The sequence below is a fragment of the Corynebacterium gerontici genome, assembly GCF_003813985.1.
GTDB classification, from domain to species: domain Bacteria; phylum Actinomycetota; class Actinomycetes; order Mycobacteriales; family Mycobacteriaceae; genus Corynebacterium; species Corynebacterium gerontici.
This window is the reverse complement of the sequence record NZ_CP033897.1, coordinates 1,927,238-1,951,041: the sequence shown is the minus strand read 5'-3', so window position 1 is coordinate 1,951,041 and position 23,804 is coordinate 1,927,238. Positions and strand designations below refer to the sequence as shown.

Here is a 23,804-nt window from a genome sequence, read left to right as displayed (position 1 = left end):
AATGTTGAGTTGTGGGTTTGTCACTGCCGGGATATCCGGCAGCCGAGGCACCGGGTGCGATCAGCGGAAGTGACAAGCTTGGAAGTGGTCCGCGCCAACGGAGCGCATCTCGGGACGTTCATCCTGGCACCGCTGCTGCTCGGAACCGCTGAGTGTCTCCCGCAGCGGGCAACGCATCCTGAACGGGCAGCCCTGGGTTTTCTCTGCAGGTGAAGGCAAGTGATCGCTCAGCAAAACGCGTTCGCGATTGCGTTCCGCCTCCGGGTCTGCCAGCGGAATCGCCGAGAGCAGCGCCTGGGTGTACGGGTGCTTGGGGTCGTCGAAAAGCGCATCTGTATCGCCTTGTTCCACGAACTGCCCCAGATACATCACCGCGGCGCGATCCGAAATGTGGCGGATCACTGAGAGGTCATGGGCCACGAAGAGGTAGCTCACCCCAAGGCGCGCCTTCAGCTCGTCGAGCAAGTTGAGCATGCCCGCCTGGATGGAAACGTCGAGGGCGGACACTGGCTCGTCAAGCACAATGAGCTTGGGTTCCGCCGCCAGGGCGCGAGCCACGGATATGCGCTGACGCTGGCCGCCGGAGAAGTGTCCGGGGAATCGGTCAACGTGGCTGGGATTAAGGCCCACCAGTTCCATCAGCTCGTAGACGCGCTCGGTGCGGTCGCCTTTCCATTCCAGGGCGTCCAGCGGCTCACGGATAATGTCCGCCACGGTCAGACGCGGATCCAACGCGCCCATCGGATCCTGGAACACGATCTGAATGTCGCGTCGTAGAAGGCGGCGTTCCTTCTTGCTTATCGACGCCACGTCCTGGCCGCCCAAGGTGATCTTGGTCGGCTCGCTGGGGTCGAGATCCATGATCTCCAGCAGCGTGGTGGTCTTGCCTGAACCAGATTCGCCAACGATGGCGAAGCACTCACCCTCGCGAATATCAAAGGAAATGTCATTGACGGCGTGGACTTCACCCACGGTTCGCTTGAGAAACGCTCCCTTGACTAGCGGGAAGGTTTTGGTGAGGTTCTGCACGTCAAGCACCACATCGCGCTGTTCGCGTGGCACCTGGGCCAGGTCGCCTTCGAGCAGTGGTGGGGTGGGGAAGATTTCCTGGCCCGCGATCTTGCCTTTTTCGATTTCCTGAGCGCGCACGCAGGCTGCCTCGTGATCCTCGGCGACGGGAAGCAGCGGCGGCTCGGTGGCCAGGCACGCCTCAGTAGCCGCAGGGCAGCGAGGCGCGAAGGCGCACTCGTCCGGCAGGTTAATCACGATGGGCGGATTGCCCTCGATGGTGGTCAAGGCGCTCTTCTCGCGCTTGGTTGCAGAAGGAATGGAGCCGAGCAAGCCCACGGTGTAAGGCATTTTGGGGTTGGCGAAGAGATCATGAACCTCCGCCTTCTCTACCGGGCGGCCCGCGTACATCACCATCACTTCATCTGCGGAACCGGCCACCACGCCCATGTCGTGGGTAATCATGATGGTGGCAGCGTGGGTTTCTCGCTGCACCGTTTTGATGAGGTCGAGGATCTGAGCCTGAATGGTCACGTCGAGTGCGGTGGTGGGTTCGTCGGCGATGAGCACCGACGGATTATTCGCGATCGCGATGGCGATGACCACACGCTGGCGCATACCACCGGAGAACTCGTGGGGGAACGCCTTTGCGCGGCGTTTAGGATCCGGGATGCCTACCAAGTCGAGCAGTTCCACGGCCATATCCCATGCCTTTTGCTTCGACACTTTTTGATGACTGCGGATGGCCTCCACCAACTGCGTTCCCACATCGAACACGGGAGTGAGTGCAGAGAGCGGATCCTGGAAGATCATGCCGATTTCCTTGCCGCGGATGCCTGCCATCTCTTGGTCACTCAGGCCAAGGAGCTCACGGCCATTGAGCTTGGCGGAACCAGAGATCTTGGCATATTCGGGCAGCAGACCCATCACAGCCAGGGATGAAACAGATTTACCCGATCCCGACTCGCCCACGATGCCCAATGTCTGGCCTGGGTAGAGGTCGAAGGAAACTCCGCGGACGGCATTGACAGCACCGGCTTCTGAGGGGAACGTAACTTCAAGGTTGCTTACGGAAAGCACAGGAGCATTCATGATTTAAGCCTTTCCAGCAGCGGCGGAGTTGGGATCCAGGGCGTCGCGTAGACCGTCGGCAATGAAGGCCATAGAGACGGTCAAGAGCGTGAGCACGGCAGCCGGGAAGTAGAACTCCCAAGGCGAGGCAATGAGCGAGTTGGCGCCGGTTGAAAGCAGAGTGCCAAGTGAGACGTCGGGGATTTTCACACCGAGGCCAAGGAATGAGAGGCCGGTTTCGCTCATCACGGCGCTCACCACACCGAGGGTCATGTTGATCACGAGCAGGGATCCGATATTGGGGATCAGGTGACGCAGCACGATTTTGCTATTGCTTACGCCCATGTAACGGGCGGCTTTGACGTATTCGCGTTCGCGCACCGAGATGGACATGGACCAAATCACACGCGCTGCGTACATCCAGCCGAAGGCGATGAGCACGACGATTAACAGCTTCCAATCGCCGCCGGAGCCGGAAACTAGCAGGGCGATGATGAGGAAGGAGGGGATAACCAGCAAGAAGTGGATCGTGCCCAGGATGATGCGCTCGGGACGTCCGCCGAGCAATGCGGCGGTGGTACCAACGATTGCGGAGATGACCGTCGTAGCAACCGATACCGTCACGGCGATGGTGAGGGAGCGGCCTAGACCGTGGATCACCATGGCGTAGAGGTCATTGCCTGAGGAGCTGGTGCCAAACCAGTGATCGCTGGTTGGAGGGGAGCTCAGTGCCGTAAAGTCAGCTTCGTCGAAGGCGAACCTCGTGGTGAAGGGGCCGATGACGGCGAGCAATACCAGTAGGAAGAAGATCACTGCGCCCACAACTGCCATCTTGTTGCGCAGGAAACGCTTGAGGTAGAGCTTGTACTTGCTCATCGGGCGTGCACCGCCAACGTGAGCACGTTCGATTCCTGCCTGGGCACTGTTTACCTCGGACTCAGTGACGGTGGAGATCAAGCCCTGGTTTCCGGGATTGCTGCCGACGGTGACGTCGTTGGTTGGGATCGCGTTGGGCGAGAGGTCCTCGGCGCGGTCGGCGCCTTCGTTACGGTATTCCTTACGCATGATTAGTTCACCCGCACTCGTGGATCGAGGATGACAACGAAGATGTCGGAGAGGATGGCGCCGACGGCGGTCATCAATGCGCCGAAGGCGGCCACTGCGACCACTCCATGAATGTCGTTCTTCTGGATGGTGGACACGAAGTATTCGCCCATGCCCTTCCAGCCGAAGATGGTCTCCGTCATGATGGCGCCGGTGAAGATGCCCGGTATGGAGAAGGCCACGGTGGTTGCAACTGGGATGATCGAGGTGCGAAGCGCGTGGCGTCGAACGGCTTGGGCGCGAGTTAGGCCCTTTGCGCGAGCCGTTCGCACGTAATCGGCGTTGATGTTGTCCAGCAGCATCGAGCGCTGCAGAAAGTGGTAACCGGCGTAAGAAATGAACACCAGTGAGACGGTGGGCAAGATGAGGTGCTGGAGGAAGTCAAGAAGCCTGGGGAAGAAGCCCTCCACGCCCACTGAGCTTGAGCCGGTGACGTAGAAGATGTTGCTGCCCGTAGCTTGGTTGATCTTGATTGCCACCCACACCACCAGGATAGATGCCACTACAACGTGAATATTCATAGTCACGATCGAGGTGAACTGGAAGATGCGGTCGCCGGCCTTGTATTGGCGTGATGCGGTAAACACACCGATGGATACACCAATAATGACCGAGAGGATCGTGGCGAGCAGCAGGAGCTGGGCAGAAACCCAGATACGGTAGGAGAGCTGCTCATTGACTGAATCGCCAAGCGGCGACTTGCCCCAATCCCAGTGAAACAGAACGCCGCTGAGCCAATCCCACCAGCGGTGGAGCAGCGGTTCCTTATCGTTGAGATTGAGTGGATCGAGGATGCCGTCTACTCGTTCCTCAGGAATGGGCGGCCGCCTTCCGGCATAGTTCGTTCGCGGGTCGAGGAATGTTGATGCCAGAAAGTACGTGATATTGACCGCGACGAAGATCATGGCTACCCAGCCGAGGATCTTCTTTGCCAAGTACTTAATCATGGTGTGGTTACCTGTCTTTCACTGCGGCGAGGGTTTGCCGCCTGATGAGCTTGCGAAAACGAGAACCGTTACCTGGATCTCAGGGGCCAGATCCTGTGAGTTGCGGCATATCCATAGCGAGAAATCTACCAGGTTTCTGTGATGAAGGTTAAAAAAATGTGAATTAGCGAGGTTGTTGACAATGGTGTGGCAGCTCAGGTGATGAATAAATTTCACAACAATGTCGAGTGCCAAAATTCTGATGCGGAAAACGCGGTCAAAAGTCGAGAGTTTTTCAAGGGCGCGAGGCATGGAATATGAGAACGCCCGCGCGAAAGCCGCTGGGATCAGGGCTTTCGTGCGGGCGCTTTAAAACTGATTAGGTTGGCTGCGGTTGGAGGTGCCTAGTGGTGACGCTTACCCCACCATTGCTGCACGCTCATGGGCTTGTGACCGGTGAGTTTCTCAACATCATCGGTGACCTGCTCGAGCTCGCCCTTAGCGATAGCGGTGTAGGTGGAAATCCAAGCGTCTACCTCCCATTCTGGAGCACCATAGTGTGCGCGTGATGCACGGGCCTCCTGCAACGTCTCATCGACAAAGCGCACCGACTCGTCCAGGTGATCAGTGGCAATGGCGGCTACTTCCTCTAAGCTCAGCGCCTCGGGACCGGTGAGTGAGTAGACCTTATTGCGGTGCTCTTCCGAGCAGGAAAGTACCGCAGCCGCGCTTTCGGCAACGTCCTCTCGGGCAACGAATGCGGCTTTGCCTGAACCTGCCGGACCCCGAATGGCACCATCGACGATAAAGCCTTCCGTGGCCTCGGTATAGAAATTGTCACGCAGGAAGGTGAAGTCTATGCCCGACTCGCGGATGTACTGCTCAGTGGCGAAGTGCAGTCGAGCATGGTCAAACGTTGCGTCCGCTGCTGCGCCGAAAAACGAGAGATACACAATATGGCGCACTCCCGCTGTAACTGCAGCGTCAACGGCATTTCGGTGGAGCTGTTCGCGGTCGGCTCGTTCCGTGGTGGAGACGAGAAACACTACGTCCTGATTCTTGAATGCATCCGCGAGGCTGGAGGGCTCGGCAAAGTCTCCGTACGTCCAACCCTGCTCGTTGCGGGGTCTGCGTGAAAGTCGAGTGATGTTTGTTTTGGGCGAGAGTTGTTCTAGACGTTGAGCTGTCTGGCTGCCGATGAATCCACTTGCGCCCGTAATAAGAATATTTGTTGTCATGACAGCTAGGTTAGCGTCGAAAAGCTCTTTATGGTTTTTTGGGGCCACATCCCAGTGGGGTGGGGGTGAAAGTGAGGGGGAGTTACCCCCGTCATGGGAAATGCGATTGAGTAAATATCCATGGAAAGTTCGAGGAAAAGCACAGTTAGGTGCCCAGGATCGAGTGAGGGGGGATTGAAGTGGACTGGTGATGGGAAAAAAGTGATTGACCGAGAGGTAAGCCTTGCCTAACCTACTTGCTATGCGCGGCTAGGTAAGGCTTGCCTAAAATATCCTCCGCGCGTGTTTTCCGAAAGTGCGGTGCTATCGGCGCACTACGGCGGAAAAGAATCCCGTATCCCTCTCCGAAGGAGCACTTCGAAACATGAAGCGCACAAATTTCAATCGTCGAGCGGCAGCTGGACTCCTTTCGGCGACCATGGCCATCACGCCATTCATGGTCGCTGTTCCAACTGCAACTGCAGATGACACTCAACAGTGTGCCCAGATCAAGATTCGGCCGGGACGTGGTGCCGGCGAGTTGAGCATGGACATCTCGCGCAATTACAAGCCAGGCGAGGTAGTCACCATCAAGGGCAGCGGATTTGAGCAGCGTCCGGCTGAGGTTGGCTCGTTTGCTTTCAAAATCGACGACAACCAAAACAAATGGCCTGTCGAACAGCCCGATACTCGTTTCGACCGGATTGACACTCCCGCAACAGATATTTCGATCGATGCGGCATCGATGCTCTCTGCGGACGGAAGCTTTGAAGTCCAGGTCAAACTGCCTGAAAATCTGAAGGACGGCGCACACGTGATTCGTGCGCTCACCGGTAACGATGGAGGCACTGCGACTTCCGTCCCCATCACCTTCACCGTCAATTCTGGAGCAAACGACGGGCACTGCGGAACCCTCGTTGAAGGCGAACCCGCTACCGGGGACGAGTCCAAAGACACCGGATCCACGGAACAGCCCGCAGTTGAGCCCTCGGAATCTGCGGCCCCTACCTCTAAGCCGGATACTGGCGAGACTAAAGACCAGGACCAGACCTCCGCCAGCGCAACCGTGCGCGACGTAGCCAACAATGAACGGGCGAAGACGGTTACCGCCAATGTTGCCCTTGAAGGATTCGCACCTGGAGTAACCCTCACGGCCAAGGTCAATGGTCAGGCAGTCTTGTGGGGTACCGGCCGGAATGCAAGCGAGAACCCCATCGAGGTCGGTGCCGATGGCATGCTCGAAGCCGGTATTACGCTCCAGCCAGGTAGCGCGCCGGCGGGCAAACACACTCTGATCGTTACTGCTTCCGACGGCAAGACCGCCCAGGCCGAGATTGTGACGACTGCCGGAGTACAGCTTGCCTCCACGAGCGCCAATTCGGAAACGACCGTCACGGTCTACAACCTGCCCGATGGCGCAGTTGTGACCGAGATCGGCGCCAAGGGCAAGGTCTTCCACAAGGCGAATGAGGTGGAGGCCAAGAATCACATCGCAACGGTTGAAGGCGTAAAACTTCCCAAGGACGCACCCGTTGGTGAGCCTGTGTTCGTTCGCTTTGTTGTTGATGGCGAACAGCAAACTGCTACTGGTGCGAAAATCACCGCCGACAACTCTCCTGTGGCAGCGGACTCGTATTCCAGCACCTCAGCGCAATTGCCCACCGGTCTGTACCAAAGCGCGGTAAACGCCAGCACCAATGAGTTATTTGTAACCCGAGCAGTGGGGCGTCCTCCGATCAAGGAATCCACACTGTTCAAACTAGATGCCACCACGCTCGCTGTGAAGCAGCAGGCCACTCCCGCCGTAGTGGATGCCGATCATCCGGACAAGGGAGTTCACGCCGTGTACGGCATTGGTTTGGACAACCAACGAGGTTTGGTCTGGGTAAGCAACACTCGCTCGGGTTCGGTTGCTGTGTACAAGCAGTCCGACCTTTCCTTGGTCAAGCAATTCCCTGCGGGCATTGTTGAGCACGCGAGGGACATTGCCGTGGATGAATCCACGGGTAAGGCATACGTGTCTTCACCGACCGGTAATGGTGTCATTGCAGAAGTGAGCTTGGATGGAAGCGTTCGTACCATCGCAATCGGTGATGGGTTCGGCGGCACCATGGCTCTAGCGCTGGATCAAAGCTCTCGCACTTTGGTCACGGTTTCTCTGAACCAGCCAGCGGCTGCCTTGATAGATCTCGCTTCCGGCAACGTGACAAGGATTGACTTGCCAGAAGGGCAGGTAGATCGCGCATCAGGCGTTGCCTGGGATGCAAAACGTGGCAACATCTTTGTCGCATCACAAGGAAGCTCCAATGTTGTTGTCTATAACGTAAACGACAAGAAAGTCGTCGCCGAAGTTCCCACCGGCGCCGGAGCGCTCAACGCGGTGTACGACCCGGTCAATGACCGTGTGTACGTCACGAATCGCGTCGGTGGCACGGTGACCGTATTGGATGCCGAATCGTTTGAGATCTCTGCCAACCTGCCAGCGGGTGCCAATACAAACCACACCGCGGTAGCGAGCAATGGTGTGGTCTATACGGTGCAAAAGGGTGCAACCACTAATGAACAGGGTGAATCCGTGAACCTGGTGTACCGATTTGCACTCAATGAGTCGACTACGCCCGACGAAGGCAACAGCTCCACGACCGAGCCGACCACCCCGGGAGACAGTGGTAGCGCTTCGGAGCCCACCACACCTGGTGACGGCGGAACTTCCGAGACCGAAGTGCCTGACAACGGAAGCACGACTCAGCCAAAACCGCCAACTCAACCTGAGCCGGAGGATCCTGAAGGCGGTTCCAGCGTGTTCAAGCCTTCACGCATCCTGTCCTTCGTGGTGTCTGCAGTGTCCTCCTTCCTACCCATCAAGTGGGTAGTAAAGGTCACCGTTTCCTTCGGACTTCCCTCCTGGCTCACCCAGTGGTGGCCCCGCTAGTTCTTAAGAATTGAGCGCTACAACCAGCTCTCAGTATCGGCTCTAGCTGGTCACTGTCGCATCTGGCAGTGATCAGCTACGCGCCGTATTTCTTTAGCCAATAAATCTGAATTTTTAGCGAATGACGAAACAAATGACTATTTACAGCCGAATGCTTCCCCGTCCATTAGCCCTATTCATTGCTCTTTTCATTTCCAGTGTGCTCGTGGCATGCGGTGCCCCCTCCACGGATTCTGGTCCAACATCCAGTGGTGCGACGCGCGTGGTGCAGGATGCAGACGGAATCGACGTCATCGTGCCCGAGCATCCAGAAAAAGTAGTTACATTCTCGGAACCCACCTTGGATGCGGTTTTGGCACTAGGGGTCAGGCCTGCTGGAACGGTCGCCGGTCGCGGTTTGACCACGGTTCCGGCGTACCTCCAGGAGGCCGCCGGGGACGTCCCGATTGTCGGCAGCGTGGGGCAACCAAATTTCGAAGCCATCGGAGCACTAGAGCCAGACCTCATCCTTGTGGACGGTACGAGCGTGAATAACAATCCCGATGTCATGGAGGCGCTCGCCCAAATTGCCCCCACGGTGATGGCTGGGTACGCCGGCGGTGACTGGCGGAAGAATTTCGCCATCGTTGCGGACGCGTTGAATAGGAATGACGAAGGTGAGAAAGTCCTACAGGACCACGATCAGCACGTCGCTGAAGTATCCGCTCGTCTTGAACCATTCAAAGATAAGACCTTCTCGATTGTCCGCTGGCAGGGCAGCGGTGCCTCCCTCATCCTGAAGGAACTTCCTGCAGGACAGTCCTTAGAAGAATTGGGGCTAAAAAGACCAGCGAACCAAGACAAGTTCGGTGGAGGCCATTCGGAGCCTGTATCCAATGAGAATCTGGGTGAAATTGACGCTGACTACATGTTCTTCGGAACCCTCGGCGGTTCTTCGGTCGCTAACCCCAACGCAGGTGGCAACGCAGATGCAAACGCTGCAGATGTTTCGCTCGAAGATGCAAAAAAGGTGCCGGGATTTGAACAGCTCAATGCGGTTCGCTCAAATCACGTGATTCCGGTAGAGGGTTCTGCATGGACTTCAACGGGCGGTCCGTTGCTGGCTCAAAAAATTGTTTCGGACGTTGACGCTCTGCTGGTGCAAAACGAAGCTATGCAGCCCTAAAACGATTGGTCACATCAATGAAGATCGATGCTCAAAAATACCTTGCGCACGCGGTACACCCAACAGCGCTCAAGCGAAGTGCAGTGCTGGCAGTGGGCCTTATTACCGGAATGGCGACACCCGTCGGAGTCACGCCTTTAGGTGCCACCGCCCACGCTCAGACCTCCCAATGCCCGTCTGGAGACGCTCCAACGTTTGAGGCCGCAACTGAAGCGGATGCGAACAATGCTCTGCGAATCAAGGGTGCCGGTTGGTGCAATGCAGAGGGCTTGGGTGGCGCCAAAATTGCGGTTAAGCTGGACGAAGGCAGCATTAACCACCTGGATACTTCCCTGCACGAGAACACGACGATTTGGCATATCATCGAGGCTGGAACCGATGGCAGTTTTGATTTAGATATGCCCCTTCCGGATGGCACCGAGTCGGGAAAACGTGGTTCCAAACCAGCCTTTGGCCCCGGTGAACACTCAATTCGCCTGCTATCAGGCTCTCTCCAGGACGGCGATGTCCGAGCCACGCTGCCGTCGCCTGCACAAAAGCAAGAGGGCAAAGGCCGTTTTGTGCTCGGTGAATACAAGCCTAATGGCGTTCCTGATGTGGTCTTTCACTACGAAAATGATTTGACCACGGCGACAAAAAACGGTGTTAGCGTTCACCAAAAGGGCGATTCGCTGGAAGTGACCGTCGAATCCAGACCTGCCGGTGATTGGGTCTATCTGTCTGCTTACAACGAATGCGGCCAGACCAACGATCCCTATGGCGAGCAGTGGTTCCAATTGAAGCAAGGTTCGAAGGTACAAGTTCCCCTTAAGCCTGTCGACGCTCTTCGTGGCAACGTAAAAGTTACCGTTCAGGACGGCAACCGCGGCGGTGGACAGAAACTGATTGGTTGGGATTACCTCGATAAAACAGGCAAACGCCCTGGATGTGCTGAACCTGCTGCCCCAGGGAATGAACCGGCCGAAACAACGTCGGAAAAGCAACCACCTTCCCGTGCGCAGGAAACACCAGCAAGTCAAGATGAGGCCAAAGAAGAAGTTCGCTCCCAGCAGGCGAGTACGAACGATGGAGGCAATGCGGGGACGTCGAAAAGCTCTCAAATGCCAACAACGAACCCCGAAAATACCATCGTGCTCGGGCCAGAAGCAGAAGCCACGTACGGCGGCTATAGCGCCATCGATGATTCTTTCAATGGGGCAGAAGCTGGAAGTTCTTTTGATAGCGGAGGAAGCGGAGAATCTTCTGGCAGTGGATCGAACCCCAAGCCAGACCACGATCCGGTTGCTCCCGTTGCGCATGCGAAAGATCTCAACGACAACAACGCAGGCGAAATCGAGGCCAGCATCGAAGACACAATTCTTTCCCTCCATGCCCAAGAGATGGCAGCAGGAGATTGGGTGTACCTCCACTCCTACAACCCTGAGCCTAAGGCGCTCGGATGGGTGCAGGCAGACATCGACGGAAACGTTTACGTGGATATTGCAGCATTGCAAACGGGCTCGCCAAAAATCACTCTGACCAGTGAAGAAGATGAGCTACTTGGGTGGGTACTCATTGAACTCGACGATGCGCAGAATGCTCGTCGGGCTTCCGTGAAAACCGCTTCCTCTGACCTGCCGCTTATGGATGGTCGAGATTGGGCGCTCATCCTCGGGGCTTGTTTGCTCGTCGCAGTTGCAGCGGCTGGGCTGGCGCTTGGCCGTCGAACGCGAGGCTAGAACAACGGTGCTACGCAATTCCGCTTTCTAAGAAGGACGTTTAAACAACATGGAAATGAATTTGAAAGGGCTCGCCGCGCGGTTGCTGAACAACCTTTTTGCCATCTGCGCCGCCAGCCTATTGTTCCTCGCGCCCGGGCTGGTGCCAGAATCGGCAGCGCTACCACCCGGCGGCGCGAACAATTCCAACACGGGAAACAGCACTTCAAGCGTTTCTCCAACGACCGTGCAGCGTTGCGGCTCGATTAACTATCAACTTCGCAATTTCGCCCCCAACACAATGGTGAGCGTGAAATTCGATGATGGACAACTGTCCAGCCAAGATCAGTCACAACAAGGAGCCGGCGTGGTTGCCCGGCAAATGAGTGACGGCAGCGGAAGCGTCTCCGGCACCTTGAACATCAGTTGCGACTTCCCCACGGGAACTCACTGGCTTCGATTCCTTGCAACCGAACGCAAAGGTGATTCCGAGCGTGAAACGCTGGGGTGGAGCAATCGCAGTCCCAACTTCACGGTCGTGGACAAAAATGCTGGATCAGCCAACAAAGTTCCAGCACAACGGGGCAGCGCCAACGCAAACCAAGGCTCGGGTAACAAGGCTCCCTCGCGGGGAAACACGCAAGGAAGCAATAACCAACAGCAGCGCCAGGCGCAAACCAATGGCTCAAAGCAGAGCAACCAGAGTGGCAATGGAGCTGCTGCACCGCAAGCCAAAAATTCTGTGAAATTGCAGCGTGGTGGCGCAAATAGTTCGGGAGCCGCGTCCACTAGTGGGTCTGGTGCTAGTGCCGGAAGCCAGGGGAGTGGAGATGAGGGCGATGTGGCAGATGGGGATTCATCCTTGGCCGTGATCGAAGGTGACGCAGGCGACGCAGATCAGGCTGCTGCTGAAAACGTCAATGCCGAACTCAGCGCTGCCGCGAGCGGACGCAAAGACCGAGCGCCGCTCATGGGCTTCATTATCGGCATGGCCGTTTTGATCGTTGGATTCTCCGGCATCGCTGCTTGGTTTGTGGTGAGTGAAAAGCGTAGGCGCGCCGATGCAGCTCAGGCTCAGGCCTTTGCTGATCTGCAGAATATGGATGCTCAAACCGATTTCACGGTCCAAGGAACCGAGCGGGAGCCCACGCACCCCAGCACCGCGATGTTTGAACCCCAAACCTATGACCCAAACGCTGATTACGGGCCGCCTCGAGGCCACGATTCACGAGGCCGATGAACACTCAGCAAGCTGCAATGATCAGCCGCACTAGCAGCGGCCGAAAAGTGATGTCCGCCTGCGTGCTGGTGGCGCTTATTTTCGTAGGAATTGTGATCTCCATGACGGTAGGCTCGAACCGCTTATCGCTGACCACGGTGCTAAACGCACTGCTGGAACCTGACGGTTCGTTTGAATCGCTGGTAGTGACTCAGCAGCGATGGCCCCGAACGTTGCTGCTCATCGTGGTGGGAACGGCGCTTGGTACCGCCGGGGCTTTGATGCAGGCTCTCACACGCAACCCACTCGCGGATCCAGGCATCCTAGGCGTCAACGCAGGAGCTTCCCTTGCTGTGGTTGCTTCTGTCGCGTTGTTTGGACTTTCCTCTATCAGCTCTTACGTTTGGTTTTCCTTTATAGGTGCTGCCTTTGCATCCGTAGCTGTGTATCTAATAGGCAGCGCTGGCACAGGCAACGCTGGCGCAGGCAGCCCGACGAACCCCTCGCGATTGACGTTGGCCGGAGTTGCTATCACTATGGCGATTTCCGCCGTGGTGCAAGTGATGATCCTGACCAACCAGGCAGCGTTCAATGAGTTTCGATTCTGGGCTGCTGGATCCGCCCAAGGCCGAGGCTTCAATGTGCTCTACGCTGTGTTGGGCTTTATCCTGTTCGGCGTCTTCATAGCCATCGCTGTCACACCGGCTCTCAACGCAATGGCTCTCGGTGATGCAGCCTCTACAGCGCTAGGTGTGCGTGTGGGAGTTGTTCGTGGTGTAGTCATGCTCGCTGTGACGCTCCTAGCCGGAGCTGCGACTGCGGCTATCGGGCCGATCATGTTCGTGGGGCTAGCCGTGCCATTCTTGGCGCGCCTGATCGCAGGCGCAGATTGGCGCTGGATTGTCGCACTCTCTGCCCTGGCCGCACCAACTTTTTTGCTCTTCGCTGATGTATTGGCTCGGATCATTGTTGCGCCGAACGAGGTCGAGGTTGGGTTGGTGTCTGCGCTGATTGGTGGACCGATCTTTGTGTGGATTATCCGCCATTCGAGGGTGACCGCTCTATGAGCAAATACAAGCTTGTTGAAGTGAACCTCCGGCGCTCAAGCCCCTTCTTGCTCCGCATCGCCCCCCGCAGCGTATTCCTAATGACCGGGCTGTTTTGCGTACTGTGCGCACTGGGGGTTTCTGCTCTGCTGATTGGCGACTACGGCATTTCCGCCGTAGAAGCGGTGAGGGCGCTTTTTGGGCAATCGCAGGATCGCCTGGCTATCTACTTTGTCCAGCACCAACGAGCACCGAGGCTCATCGCCGGGATCCTCGTTGGCGCTGCACTTGGAGCTTCCGGCGCCATCTTCCAAACGCTCTCCGATAATCCCCTGGGTAGCCCTGACGTGATTGGTTTCAGCACCGGTGCGGCGACAGGAGCACTGATTCAGATCATCCTCTTTTCAGCGACTCCTACTGGTGTTGCTATCGGAGCAATGTGCGGTGGTCTGTTCACCGCATTGACCGTGTACGGGCTTTCACTCGAGCGAGGGGCGAAAGTTGGCGGGATCCGGCTCGTGCTGATCGGTATTGGAGTTTCTGCCGTTTTGCATGCGCTGAACTCCCTGCTGATTGTTCGTGCTTCCTTGGCAAGTGCACAAACGGCAGCTCTCTGGCTTGCTGGCAGTCTCAATGCTGTGCAACTCGATTCCATTGGGTTCTACATCGTGGTCATCGCGCTGGGTCTTCTATTTGCTTTCATGCTGAGCCGTCCGCTGGACGCGCTTACGAGTGGAGACGAGATTGCCACCGCAGTGGGCGTCGACGTGCAGCGAAGAAAGCCGCAGCTCATTGCGGTTGGAGTTGCATTGGTGGCGGCAGCAGTAGCGATTGCAGGACCAATAGCGTTCGTCGCACTATCAGCTCCCCAGATAGCAAGGCGCCTGTGCCGCTCCGGTACTAGCGAGATCTTTGCTTCCGCTTTGAGCGGGGCGGTGATTGTGGTCGGCTCAGATATTGCTGCCCAGCGCGTATTCGCGCCCACTCAATTACCCGTAGGGGCGGTCACCGGGGTCCTCGGTGGGGCGTACCTCGTTTGGCTATTGATCTATCAAACCAGGAGGATTCGTTGAAAGGCACGACACCATCGATATTCCAGGGGCAAAATTTGCGGAAACCTAGCAAGGCAGCCCCAGCAATCGCTGTACGCGGCCTCTCCAGCGGCTATGGCAAAGGCGTTCATGCGCGAGAGATCCTCCACGATATTAGTCTGGACATTCAACCTGGAAGCTTCACCGTTATTGTCGGGCCGAATGCTTGCGGAAAATCAACTTTGCTCAAAACTATGGCGCGCTTGTTGCCGGCTTCGGCAGGCGTCATTGAGGTTGAGGGCAGAAAGCTTGGCAGTTTTGGCACCAAGGAGCTGGCACGCGAAATGGCATTTCTGCCACAGTCTCCCATCACCCCTGAATCGATCGTGGTGAAAGATCTGGTGAGCCGAGGACGCTACCCCCACCAGGGGCTGATTCGGCAATGGTCGCGAGCAGACGAAATTGCAGTGCAAGAAGCGATGCGCCAGGCCGGGATTGTTCAGCTGCAGGATCGCCTGGTGCAGGAGCTATCAGGTGGCCAACGGCAACGAGTGTGGCTGGCGTTAGTGTTGGCGCAACAAACACCAATCGTGCTGCTTGATGAGCCAACCACCTACCTCGACGTCACCCATCAACTGCAGGTGCTAGACGTGGCCCGGGATCTGCAGCGCGCCGGGAAAACGGTGGTCGCTGTCTTGCACGAGCTTTCTCTAGCATTTCGTTATGCCACGAATCTTGTGGTGATGAAAGAGGGCAATGTTGTTGCATCCGGGCCGGTGGAACACGTGGTGAGCCCCGAACTCGTTTCCGACATTTACGAAGTAGATTGTGAGCTACTTTCGGATCCTCGCACAGGTCGGCCAGTCCTGGTTCCCTACACGCTGGGCCTTTAAAGGATTGGCCAAGCAGAAGATGCCACTTTTTCAACACCTGCTGCTTGGCTCAGCACCTCCTTAACTGCAATCCAAGCCCGAATCGTCCAGAAGTCTGGCAATCACTGCTAGCGTTCGTGGGTGCACCATTTCTGGGTGCGTCGCGTCGAGCGGATGTATGCACAATTGTGCGCAATGTTTGGTCCAGCGCTTCGGATCCCGCACACTCGCTGGTGCCAATTGCGCCCCTGGTGCTGGGTCGCCTGCGGCCTGGACCATATGCATGGTTCCAGCGTAAAAGCCGGTGCGATGTTCACGCATCAGTGAGGCATTATGTTGAACAACCTCGGTCACGATGCTGAGGAATTCCTCTGGCAAATGCGCAAAAGGCCCCCGGCTTTGTTGGAGTTCCGCCTGCAAGATCTGTTGGGCACGTTCCGGTTGGCCAGCGGGCAGTGCAATGTGGTCTAGTCCGGCCATGGTTGCGATCCCCTGGAGCTGCTCGATTAAGCTCGGTGGATCTAACCTCGCCCAACCCTCAGCAGGGTAGGCGTCGAGTAGCACCACTCGACGGCACTTCAGTCCAAATTCTTCGCTGCGGTGAGCAATTTCCTGTGCTAGCACGCCACCTACGGACCAGCCCACGAGGTCAATATCTTCGACACCGGTGCGCTGGCACATTGCGCGGATATCCTTTGCGGCGCGGGTGGCGGCGTCGCAAAGCGTTTTGGGCATCTGATCCAGGTGCTGGATTCCTGGAGCTTGGCAGGCATACACCCCGCGGGGCGAATCGAGGTGCGACACCAATCCGGCATAAGACCAACCTAGGCCACCGGCGGGGTAGAGGCACACTACGGGCACACCTGATTGATGCGCTCGAAGTTCCAGCCATGGCGCGGTGGCGCCCTCACTGAGCGAGGCGGCGCCTGCTGTAGAACGGATGAGGTTTGCTAGGCCTTCGACGGTAGGAGCTGCGAAGACGTGCGCAACCCGGATGCTCCCGCCGAGGAAATTGGCCAATTGGATAGCTTCAAGTGAGGTCCCACCCAGATCAAAGAAGTTTGCTTGAACAGCCACGGTTGGTAGACCCAGAATCTGGGAAAATGCCTGTTGCACCCGAGCAACGTGGGCATCATCTGAAAGCCTGGTGCCTTCGGCCTGCCGGATTGCAGGTCGCGGTAGTGCGTTCCTATCGAGTTTGCCATTCACTGTCAGTGGAAAGGACGTAACTTCCAAAACAAAGTTCGGCACCATATACGCTGGCAGCGCCTCTGTGCAGGCTGCTCGAACCACCGTGGCCAGCTCTGACGGATCGCGGTGCTCATTAGCGTCACGGACGATGTAGGTGACTAAGAGCTTGGAATCTTGAATTACAGTCGTCGCCTCTGCAACGCCATTGATTCGCTGCACCAAAGTGGTGACCTCGTCGAGTTCAAGGCGCTGGCCTCGCAGTTTCACCTGGCCATCATTGCGCCCCAAGTAAAGTAAAGCGCCGTCTTCCCGCCAACTTGCAAGGTCTCCCGTGCAATACATCCGCGGGGTCGAGTCATCGGTCTGCTGCTCAGCATTGAAAGGATCCGCGATGAAGAGTTTGGCGCTGAGTTCCGGTTGCCCTAGATACCCCTTGGCTACTTGCACTCCGCTGAGATACAGCACGCCTTGAGCGCCGGGCGGCAATGGTTGTTGCCACGGGTCGAGCACATAAGTCTTGGTGTTCCAGACGGGTTTGCCAATCGGGATTGTGGATTCTCCTGGCTCCACGGTGTGCGCCGTAACGTCGATCGTGGCCTCAGTGGGGCCGTAGAGATTGTGGACTTGAACCCCGAGCAGATCGATTGCAGCGTGTGCTAGATCCGCTGACAAGGATTCGCCAGAAGTGATCAGGTGCTGCAACGTGGGTATTTCGATTGCATTCGTTTTGACCTGGGCAAGAAATGCACTAAGCGCGCTCGGAACGAAATGGCAGTGGGTCACTCCGGCTTGATGCAGGTGTGCCGCAATAGCGCTTGGGTCATGGTGCAAGGTCTCAGGCAGGATCGCGCAAGGAACATCATGGATCAGGGGGAGCAGAAATTCCCAGATTGAAACGTCAAAAGAGCTTGGTGTTTTCTGGATGATCCTAGCCCCCGCTTCGCGGTACATTGCGTAGTAATCAACCATCCACGCCAATCGATTGAGCACCCCTCGGTGCGGCACTGCAACGGCCTTAGGGGTGCCCGTTGATCCGGAGGTGAACAACACATACGCCATGTCCTCGGGTGAAATCGGAAGCTCTTGTTCGAGCCAAGGTGGATCGTCGGGAAGTGGAGTCAAGCCCAGGCGGAGGTCATCGGTTTCAAGCACAAGCTTCTCGACGCCACCTCCAACGCCATCCATGCGAGGTGATCCCATCGCTGATGCCCGCACCACCATGAGCTGCGGTTCGGTGCGCTCCAGCATGAACTTTTGCCGCGCAATTGGTAATTCGGGATCAATTGGCACCCAAGAGGCGCCGATCAATAATGCAGCACCGATACTCAGGCTTAATGCTGGGCTGCGTGGTAGCCCCAACGCCAGCATATCGCCGGCTCGCACTCCCTTCGAATACATTTTATGGGCGATCCTTGTCATGATTCCCCATGCCTCAGATGCAGAAAGCTCTTCGCCGTTGTAGAAGAACAAGGTAGGGGAATCTTCATGTGCGCACTCGAGTGCCCGTTTCCTGTTACGCCGGGCTAGGTCGCACAGAGTGGCGTTCGGTTCGTACCCTAGTGGACGGTCCGTCTGATTGAACTGTTGTATCGTGAGGTCGATTTCATCGGGTTGGGCGATGCTGATTGATCCAAGTGGGGCCGAGAGCGAAAGCGCTGCGGCTTGCTCGAAGAATGCTGCCACACGTTCGACGTGTGCACGCACTCGGTCCGCATCATCTTTCGATCCTCTGGTCAGCAACAAGCAATCCCAACCTCCGTCCTGGGTTGACTGGAGGATCCACTCGCTTTCGGCAATCGGCCCCGCACTCAGGGTGCGAATTTGCGCAAGATGCTCACCAAAGTTGAACACGTCGGAAAAGGGGCGGAAATTCAGCGAGGGGCCGGTAATTCGTTGAGAGGGGTCACTGAGCCCGTGCAAACGGCGAATATCTTCGAGCCGCACGCTGGAATGTTTGCGCGCATCGGCAATCACCCGAGCAGCATCGGTGAGATTCTGTTCCAGTGAAGTTGGCGCGAAACTGCAATGGAGAGCAAGTGGCATCACGGTGGCCCGTGGTGCGAAGGCAACTTTGGGTGCTCCAAAGGGACGGTTCATCATTGGCAGGCCGAGGGTAATAGCCTTTGCATACGTCATCGACGCTGTGTAATGAGCAAGGAGTACACAAGCGATATCTAGTTCCGTGGCACCGGCCTGCGTGGCGAGCTCGCGCAATTGTTGGCGCACGCTGGAAGAAATATGTGTTCGTGCGCTCAAGCTTGAACTGCCATTGGCGCCAGCATTGAACAGTGCCGGAGGGTTGGCCTCCAGTGGCTGTTCTTTCCAGAACTTCAACGCGGAATCCAGAGCATCAGGCTTGGTATTTGGTTGTTCTGTGGGGCAAGCAAAGGGGTTGTCAGGCAATGCAGTATGGTCCGCGATCGCAGAGTAACAGCGGGCAACCCAGCCGATGAAAGTGTTAAGCGCGAACCCGTCTGCGACGATGTGATGGACCCGCAAGACCCAAACGACTGTCGCGGGTTCGTCGAAAAGCTTCTGCTGGCCCAGGAAATGTTGAGCGAGTCCGGCTCCGGATATCTCAGTAGAAGTGTCGGGTGCCTTGTCGAGCAACGTATGCGCCCAAGAGGCAAGATCTTCGATATTCATTTGATTCCGTAGCTCATCCTCATCGATGAAATCGATTTCCGGAGATTCTGCCCCGTATTCGACTCGTGGTTCTCCGTGCTCGGAGTAAAAACGCGCTTGGAATTCAGGAATCTGATCACTGCAGTACGTAATTGCCTGCGCCAAGATATCGATGTCAGCGCCTACCCAAGTGCCATCGCTACGACGCGATGGAGGAAGCACCACTAATTCAGCGCATTGGCACGCTTGTGGTGCGCTGAGATTGCTAAACCACAGAGCTTGCTGCTCAGGCGAAAGCGACGATTGCATGAAAACGATCCTTTTGTATCAGGCGGCTATTGACGATTAGTGAGTGCGCGAATCAGTAGTTCAATGAGGTTTTCTCGCCACCAGCAGTAGTCATGGCCGCCATCTTCGACAGTGGAGTGAATGATCCAACCAGCCCGCTGAGCAGCAAGTGCCAACAGGGCAACGCGAGGGAGGAGAGGGGTCTCGCGAGCCCCCACAGCGAGATAAACCTCGGGGGAATGAGCAGGTGCATCGACTGAAAACCGCTCACTGATCCAATCCACCGGCCGCACGCCAAGGCAGCCGGGATTGGCGTGCTGAGCAGGTTCCCACCACATGGAAGGAGACTGCGCAATAACCGAAGACACGGCTGCAGGGAACAGAGTTGCGCCAAGTAATGCGAGAATGCCCCCGAGGCTTTGACCTGCGAGTACCACCGGTGCCTGGACATTGATGCTGATTGGGGATGCTTCGGCGCTCAAAGTTTCCGATGCCCAGCGAGGAGCCCAAGCTAGGACGCGCTCAATGAAATCAACGTTTCCTCCTAAGACCTTCTTGCGGTCGGAAATGCTGTTCACCCCGATACCGACAACTGCGCAAGGGGGCAAAAGACCACTCGAGACTGCGGCGTCGAGGGCATGATGTAGCTCAAATCGCGTGAACCAGGAGTCTGCATCAAAGAGGATCACAAGCGACGAAGGATTGGCCGGCGCGAGTTCTGGTGCTGGCGTCCACAGGAACACAGGCCGGCATCCAAGCAGATCTTGGTTGTGTTCACGTAACGAGCCCGGCATCAACTCTGCTGTTTCAAGGCAGGCGGGTTGGGTGTCAGGCCATTCGGCGAAGAACTTGGGCTCGGATGCCCCAACGGCTGCGAAATGGGAGAGCCCGTAGTCCATTTGAGCCGTTAGGGGCAGCCTTTGAGCCTGCGGATCCCTAAGGAGAGATTCCTTCCCGTGGATTGAGTTCCTATGCGTAGGCGTTTGGTCATCGCCACTGACGCCGAAACCATATGAGCCTTGATACGTCGGTGCGATGGTCAATGTTCGCACCCACCAACTTGTTCCTGGAACGCGCCTCATCGTGCCTTGTTCAAACAGGTGCTTGTCTGTCAGCCGATTGAGAAAGAGGTGGACGTGCGGCTCACGCCCATCATCTCCGGTAGGGGTGTGCTGAAAGAGAAAGGTGTACCGGTTGCTCGAGGGCTGTTCTAAGGGCGTCCCCTGAGATGCAAGCACCTGGATGACGAGGTCCGCCAAGCGCGAATCGAAGGCAGCGAGCGCCAGTAGATCGGCTTCGTCCGCGAACGCTTGATGCTTCTTCAGCGAAATGCTTCGTGCCATTAGGTGCTAAGCTCCTCGATCCACGCCTTCGCCGTGGCTAAGGACATGAGAGTTTGGAAGTCCACGGTGATACCTGAAGCACGCCAGGTTTCGATCAGCGTGATCATTCGCAAAGAATCGAGTCCCTGCTCGGGCAGTGGGCGCTCCAAATCCAGTCGCTCCTCTGTGATATTCAAGAAGCGCGCAATGTCGCTGATGACCTGTTCTTTGGTCAAGTATTGGGGCTGTGATTGATTCATCAGGCGTCTCCAATCGAGGCGTTGTTCGTGACAGTTTTGGCCAATGCTTGGCGTAGCGCTTTTCGGCTGATCTTTCCCACAGCCGTAGTGGGAAACTCATCCAGCACACGAAAGGCATCAGGGATTTTGTAGTGGGCAAGGCCACGTGTTTGAAGATGCTGGCGCAAAGCTGTTTCCAGTGGTTTGGTCCCGTTCGATTCCATGTCGGTATCAACAGCTAACAAGATGAAGGCGCAGCTTTTTTCTCCAAGAAATGAGTCTGGGATCGCCACTAGCGCCGCGTCCTGCACCGATGGGTGAGTGATGAGGTGATCTTCTACTTCTTCAGCAGAGACCTTCTCGCCTCCGCGGTTGATTTGATCTTTGTCCCGACCCTCCACGACCAGGTAACCATCTTCTCGCAAGCGGACAATGTCGCCGGTGTGATAAAAGCCGTCGGACCGGAAGCTACTGGAATCCACTCCGCCCAAATAGGCCCGAATCGTATAAGGCCCACGGGTCAGCAGATGCCCGCGCTCTCCTGCGGGTACTCGGCCCCGGCGTCATCGACAACGAGAATCTCATCATCTGGACTGATTGGCCGGCCTTGGGTGTGAATCACGCGATTTTCCTCGTCGTCGAGGCGGGTGTAATTCACGAGCCCTTCCGCCATGCCAAAAACCTGCTGAAGTTTGCAGCCAAGTGTTTCTGATACCCTGCGGGCGGCCTCCGGAGGAAACTTTGCACCTCCGACTTGCAGGACTTCTAGGCTTGAAATGTCCTTCTGCAGCAGAGGGATGATGTTCATCCACGTCATTGCCAGTGGTGGCACCGCTGCCGTCATCGTGATGCCTTCAGCTTCGATGACGTCAGCCACTGCGGTTGGAGAAGGGTCAAGCGTGAACACGACAGTTCCTCCAGCATGCAACACACCAAGGATGCCGGGTGAAGACATAGTGAAATTGTGGCTGGCCGGTAGTGCCACGAGAAAACGAGTGCGCCTGTCCAGTGCGCAGATGTTGGCCGAAGCGCGCACCGAATATAGGTAGTCAGCGTGAGTACGGGGGATCAGCTTTGGCAGACCGGTAGTACCGCCAGAAACCTGCAAGAACGCCACTGCATTCGCCGCGACGCTGCTGGCAGGCACGTCTATTTGGTGTTCTTCAGCGTTAAATGAGCCATCATGGATCAGCGTCACGAGCTCGGGGTAGTCTTGGGACAATTTGAGGGCAAGTTCGCTGTGGTTGTACCCAGCGTGAGCAGTGGTGGTGATGAATGCTCGCGCGCCGCTTGCATTGATGAAGTGCTCGATCTCGCTGCGTCGATGAGCTATTAATGCGAAGACGGGCAGTGCTCCGATACGGAACAATGCCAAAACATCGATGAGGTACTCCACAATGTTGGGGAGCTGAACGACCACGCGGTCGGATTCCCGGATTCCAGCTTCAAGCAACGTTTCGGCACGCTGGTTGCTAGCAAGAAAGAGATCGCGATAACTCAAGCGGACGGCATTGCCGGTGCAATCTTGGCCGACAAGCGCTTCGGCATCCCCAAAACGCGCGGCCAAGTTTTCCGCGAGCTGCGAAAAGGTTTCTTCTGTCCAATATCCTGCTTCGCGATACGCGATCTCGAACGCCGATGGGTACAGCGATCCTGGTGCGGGGATTTGCACCTGAGGAATCTTCTTGGGGTATTGCGCGTGCGGCTGGCTCATGCGAACACGTCCTTGCGATTCTCGCTGATTTGTAGTTGCTCTAGATCAAGCCCCAATGCCCGAAACACCGGACCCAGTTTTGCCGTTGTTTCTTGGACCTCATCGTCAGGCAGGGAGGCAGCGACGATGCCGCCACCGGAGCGAGCATGGATCCGCACGGAAGCGTCCTCACCTTTCTGGGTAAACACCGTGGCGCCGCGGATTGCGACGCGCCAAGCGCCGTCTCCTCGGGCGTCAGTCCATCCCACGGCGCCGGCGTAGAAACCCCGGTGAGGCTCTTCATTTGTGAGGAACTCACAGGCGCTTTTCTGAGGGAATCCGGAAACAGCGGGCGTGGGGTGCAGCATCGCTGCGAGTTCCAATGCGGAGGCTGGTTCGCCCCTCAACGTTCCTCGAATCGGGGTGCCTAAATGCCAGGTATGGCTTGTGGCGGTGACGCACGGCGATGCTGGAACTTCAAGCGAGGTGCAGTAGTTACTCAACGTTTCAGCTATGTCGGCGGTCACGAATGCATGTTCGTGGAGATTCTTTGCAGAAAGTTGAAGCTCAGTGGCGCGAGCCTGATCCTGGACGGGATCCTTGCATCGTGGAACCGTGCCCGCCAAGGGCAGAGCCTCAATGTGTCGTCCCTTGCGCGCGATCAGCAGTTCTGGGTTGCTGCCGACAAAAAACGCACCGCAGTAGGGTTCACCGGCTGGCTCCAAGGTGACCATGTGCCCTTGGCCATTGGGGTTGCTCTGTAGAAAACGGCGTACCATCCACCAGGGGTCACTGACTCTTTGTGCGAGTTCGGACTCACACAGTCTGAGCTCAATTCCGCGGGAGAGCACCACCTTTTGCATCTGGCCGCTCAGGATTTTCTCGACTGTCGCTGCGATTCGATCCCGATGTTGGTTGGGTGTGAAGTCAAAGGAAACGTCTGCCACCGACGATCGCCGGGAATCAGTCGGCGGGAGGGAGGCGCTTTCGATACTTGAGGCGGGCAGGGGGCCTGAGCGGCGTTGAGAGTCTGGGCTGAACAAACTCACGGCATCTCCTTGGTGAAAGGGGAGCGCGCCTACGACCAGGGTCTCTTGCCCAGTCTTCAGAGCCTGGATCGCTGCTTCCACGCTGCTGAACTTTTGGGAAATGCCACGG

The 23,804-nt window shown here is 56.9% G+C and carries 15 protein-coding genes and 1 pseudogene; 7 read left to right on the top strand and 9 right to left on the bottom strand.

Annotation, left to right across the window (positions count from 1 at the left end):
* Nucleotides 1-60: 60 nt before the first annotated feature.
* The 4 genes from CGERO_RS09090 to CGERO_RS09075 all read right to left on the bottom strand — a co-directional run bounded on the left by CGERO_RS09090 (nucleotide 61) and on the right by CGERO_RS09075 (nucleotide 5,347).
* On the bottom strand, nucleotides 61-2,100 hold the full coding sequence (locus CGERO_RS09090; RefSeq protein WP_123935261.1) for an ABC transporter ATP-binding protein: 2,040 nt from the start codon (nucleotides 2,098-2,100) through the stop codon (nucleotides 61-63).
* A 3-nt stretch (nucleotides 2,101-2,103) separates the two neighbouring features.
* Complete coding sequence (locus CGERO_RS09085; RefSeq protein WP_123935259.1) at nucleotides 2,104-3,144, bottom strand: ABC transporter permease; 1,041 nt, start codon at nucleotides 3,142-3,144, stop codon at nucleotides 2,104-2,106.
* Between the two features lie 2 nt (nucleotides 3,145-3,146).
* Nucleotides 3,147-4,130: an ABC transporter permease gene (locus CGERO_RS09080; protein ID WP_123935257.1), complete on the bottom strand. Its 984-nt coding sequence runs from the start codon at nucleotides 4,128-4,130 to the stop codon at nucleotides 3,147-3,149.
* 383 nt (nucleotides 4,131-4,513) lie between these two features.
* On the bottom strand, nucleotides 4,514-5,347 hold the full coding sequence (locus CGERO_RS09075; protein WP_123935255.1) for an SDR family oxidoreductase: 834 nt from the start codon (nucleotides 5,345-5,347) through the stop codon (nucleotides 4,514-4,516).
* 364 nt (nucleotides 5,348-5,711) lie between these two features.
* Here CGERO_RS09075 and CGERO_RS09070 point away from each other — a divergent pair, with 364 nt between their 5' ends.
* The 7 genes from CGERO_RS09070 to CGERO_RS09040 all read left to right on the top strand — a co-directional run bounded on the left by CGERO_RS09070 (nucleotide 5,712) and on the right by CGERO_RS09040 (nucleotide 15,309).
* Nucleotides 5,712-8,258, top strand: a complete 2,547-nt coding sequence (locus tag CGERO_RS09070; protein ID WP_123935253.1) for a YncE family protein — start codon at nucleotides 5,712-5,714, stop codon at nucleotides 8,256-8,258.
* Nucleotides 8,259-8,520: 262 nt separating this feature from the next.
* Complete coding sequence (locus CGERO_RS09065; protein ID WP_245998821.1) at nucleotides 8,521-9,423, top strand: ABC transporter substrate-binding protein; 903 nt, start codon at nucleotides 8,521-8,523, stop codon at nucleotides 9,421-9,423.
* A 17-nt stretch (nucleotides 9,424-9,440) separates the two neighbouring features.
* Nucleotides 9,441-11,141 (top strand): hypothetical protein, encoded by a 1,701-nt coding sequence (locus tag CGERO_RS09060; RefSeq protein WP_123935251.1) that lies wholly within the window; start codon nucleotides 9,441-9,443, stop codon nucleotides 11,139-11,141.
* A 49-nt stretch (nucleotides 11,142-11,190) separates the two neighbouring features.
* The gene (locus tag CGERO_RS09055) at nucleotides 11,191-12,360 is read left to right on the top strand and encodes a hypothetical protein (RefSeq protein WP_123935249.1); all 1,170 of its coding nucleotides are present in this window, start codon (nucleotides 11,191-11,193) and stop codon (nucleotides 12,358-12,360) included.
* 17 nt (nucleotides 12,361-12,377) lie between these two features.
* On the top strand, nucleotides 12,378-13,406 hold the full coding sequence (locus CGERO_RS09050; protein ID WP_123935247.1) for a FecCD family ABC transporter permease: 1,029 nt from the start codon (nucleotides 12,378-12,380) through the stop codon (nucleotides 13,404-13,406).
* On the top strand, nucleotides 13,403-14,458 hold the full coding sequence (locus CGERO_RS09045; RefSeq protein WP_164470297.1) for a FecCD family ABC transporter permease: 1,056 nt from the start codon (nucleotides 13,403-13,405) through the stop codon (nucleotides 14,456-14,458). Before CGERO_RS09050 ends, CGERO_RS09045 begins: the two co-directional genes overlap by 4 nt.
* 35 nt (nucleotides 14,459-14,493) lie before the next feature.
* Nucleotides 14,494-15,309 (top strand): ABC transporter ATP-binding protein, encoded by an 816-nt coding sequence (locus CGERO_RS09040; protein WP_123935245.1) that lies wholly within the window; start codon nucleotides 14,494-14,496, stop codon nucleotides 15,307-15,309.
* Nucleotides 15,310-15,369: 60 nt separating this feature from the next.
* Here the strand turns inward: CGERO_RS09040 and CGERO_RS09035 are convergent, their stop codons facing one another.
* From CGERO_RS09035 to CGERO_RS09015, 5 genes and pseudogenes are all read right to left on the bottom strand, one after another.
* Entirely contained in the window at nucleotides 15,370-19,413 is a 4,044-nt protein-coding gene (locus CGERO_RS09035) for a non-ribosomal peptide synthetase (protein ID WP_123935243.1), read from the bottom strand.
* Nucleotides 19,414-19,439: 26 nt separating this feature from the next.
* Nucleotides 19,440-20,735 carry an alpha/beta hydrolase-fold protein gene (locus CGERO_RS09030; RefSeq protein WP_123935241.1) on the bottom strand — a complete coding sequence of 432 codons (1,296 nt, stop codon included), beginning with the start codon at nucleotides 20,733-20,735 and terminating at the stop codon, nucleotides 19,440-19,442.
* Nucleotides 20,735-20,974, bottom strand: coding sequence for a phosphopantetheine-binding protein (locus CGERO_RS09025; RefSeq protein WP_123935239.1), 240 nt, complete (start codon nucleotides 20,972-20,974; stop codon nucleotides 20,735-20,737). The genes CGERO_RS09030 and CGERO_RS09025 overlap by 1 nt, the downstream gene beginning before the upstream one ends.
* Nucleotides 20,974-22,667: pseudogene (locus CGERO_RS09020) on the bottom strand ((2,3-dihydroxybenzoyl)adenylate synthase). The gene CGERO_RS09025 and the pseudogene CGERO_RS09020 overlap by 1 nt, the downstream one beginning before the upstream one ends.
* The gene (locus CGERO_RS09015; RefSeq protein WP_164470296.1) at nucleotides 22,664-23,695 is read right to left on the bottom strand and encodes an isochorismate synthase; all 1,032 of its coding nucleotides are present in this window, start codon (nucleotides 23,693-23,695) and stop codon (nucleotides 22,664-22,666) included. The pseudogene CGERO_RS09020 and the gene CGERO_RS09015 overlap by 4 nt, the downstream one beginning before the upstream one ends.
* Between the last annotated feature and the right edge of the window lie 109 nt (nucleotides 23,696-23,804).

Coding starts and splice junctions, on each gene's coding strand:
- CGERO_RS09035 (WP_123935243.1), bottom strand. CDS start 19,413: ATGCAATCGTCGCTTTCGCCTGAGCAGCAAGCTCTGTGGTTTAGCAAT.
- CGERO_RS09080 (WP_123935257.1), bottom strand. CDS start 4,130: ATGATTAAGTACTTGGCAAAGAAGATCCTCGGCTGGGTAGCCATGATC.
- CGERO_RS09070 (WP_123935253.1), top strand. CDS start 5,712: ATGAAGCGCACAAATTTCAATCGTCGAGCGGCAGCTGGACTCCTTTCG.
- CGERO_RS09085 (WP_123935259.1), bottom strand. CDS start 3,144: ATGCGTAAGGAATACCGTAACGAAGGCGCCGACCGCGCCGAGGACCTC.
- CGERO_RS09075 (WP_123935255.1), bottom strand. CDS start 5,347: ATGACAACAAATATTCTTATTACGGGCGCAAGTGGATTCATCGGCAGC.
- CGERO_RS09060 (WP_123935251.1), top strand. CDS start 9,441: ATGAAGATCGATGCTCAAAAATACCTTGCGCACGCGGTACACCCAACA.
- CGERO_RS09055 (WP_123935249.1), top strand. CDS start 11,191: ATGGAAATGAATTTGAAAGGGCTCGCCGCGCGGTTGCTGAACAACCTT.
- CGERO_RS09090 (WP_123935261.1), bottom strand. CDS start 2,100: ATGAATGCTCCTGTGCTTTCCGTAAGCAACCTTGAAGTTACGTTCCCC.
- CGERO_RS09030 (WP_123935241.1), bottom strand. CDS start 20,735: ATGGCACGAAGCATTTCGCTGAAGAAGCATCAAGCGTTCGCGGACGAA.
- CGERO_RS09050 (WP_123935247.1), top strand. CDS start 12,378: ATGATCAGCCGCACTAGCAGCGGCCGAAAAGTGATGTCCGCCTGCGTG.
- CGERO_RS09025 (WP_123935239.1), bottom strand. CDS start 20,974: ATGAATCAATCACAGCCCCAATACTTGACCAAAGAACAGGTCATCAGC.
- CGERO_RS09045 (WP_164470297.1), top strand. CDS start 13,403: ATGAGCAAATACAAGCTTGTTGAAGTGAACCTCCGGCGCTCAAGCCCC.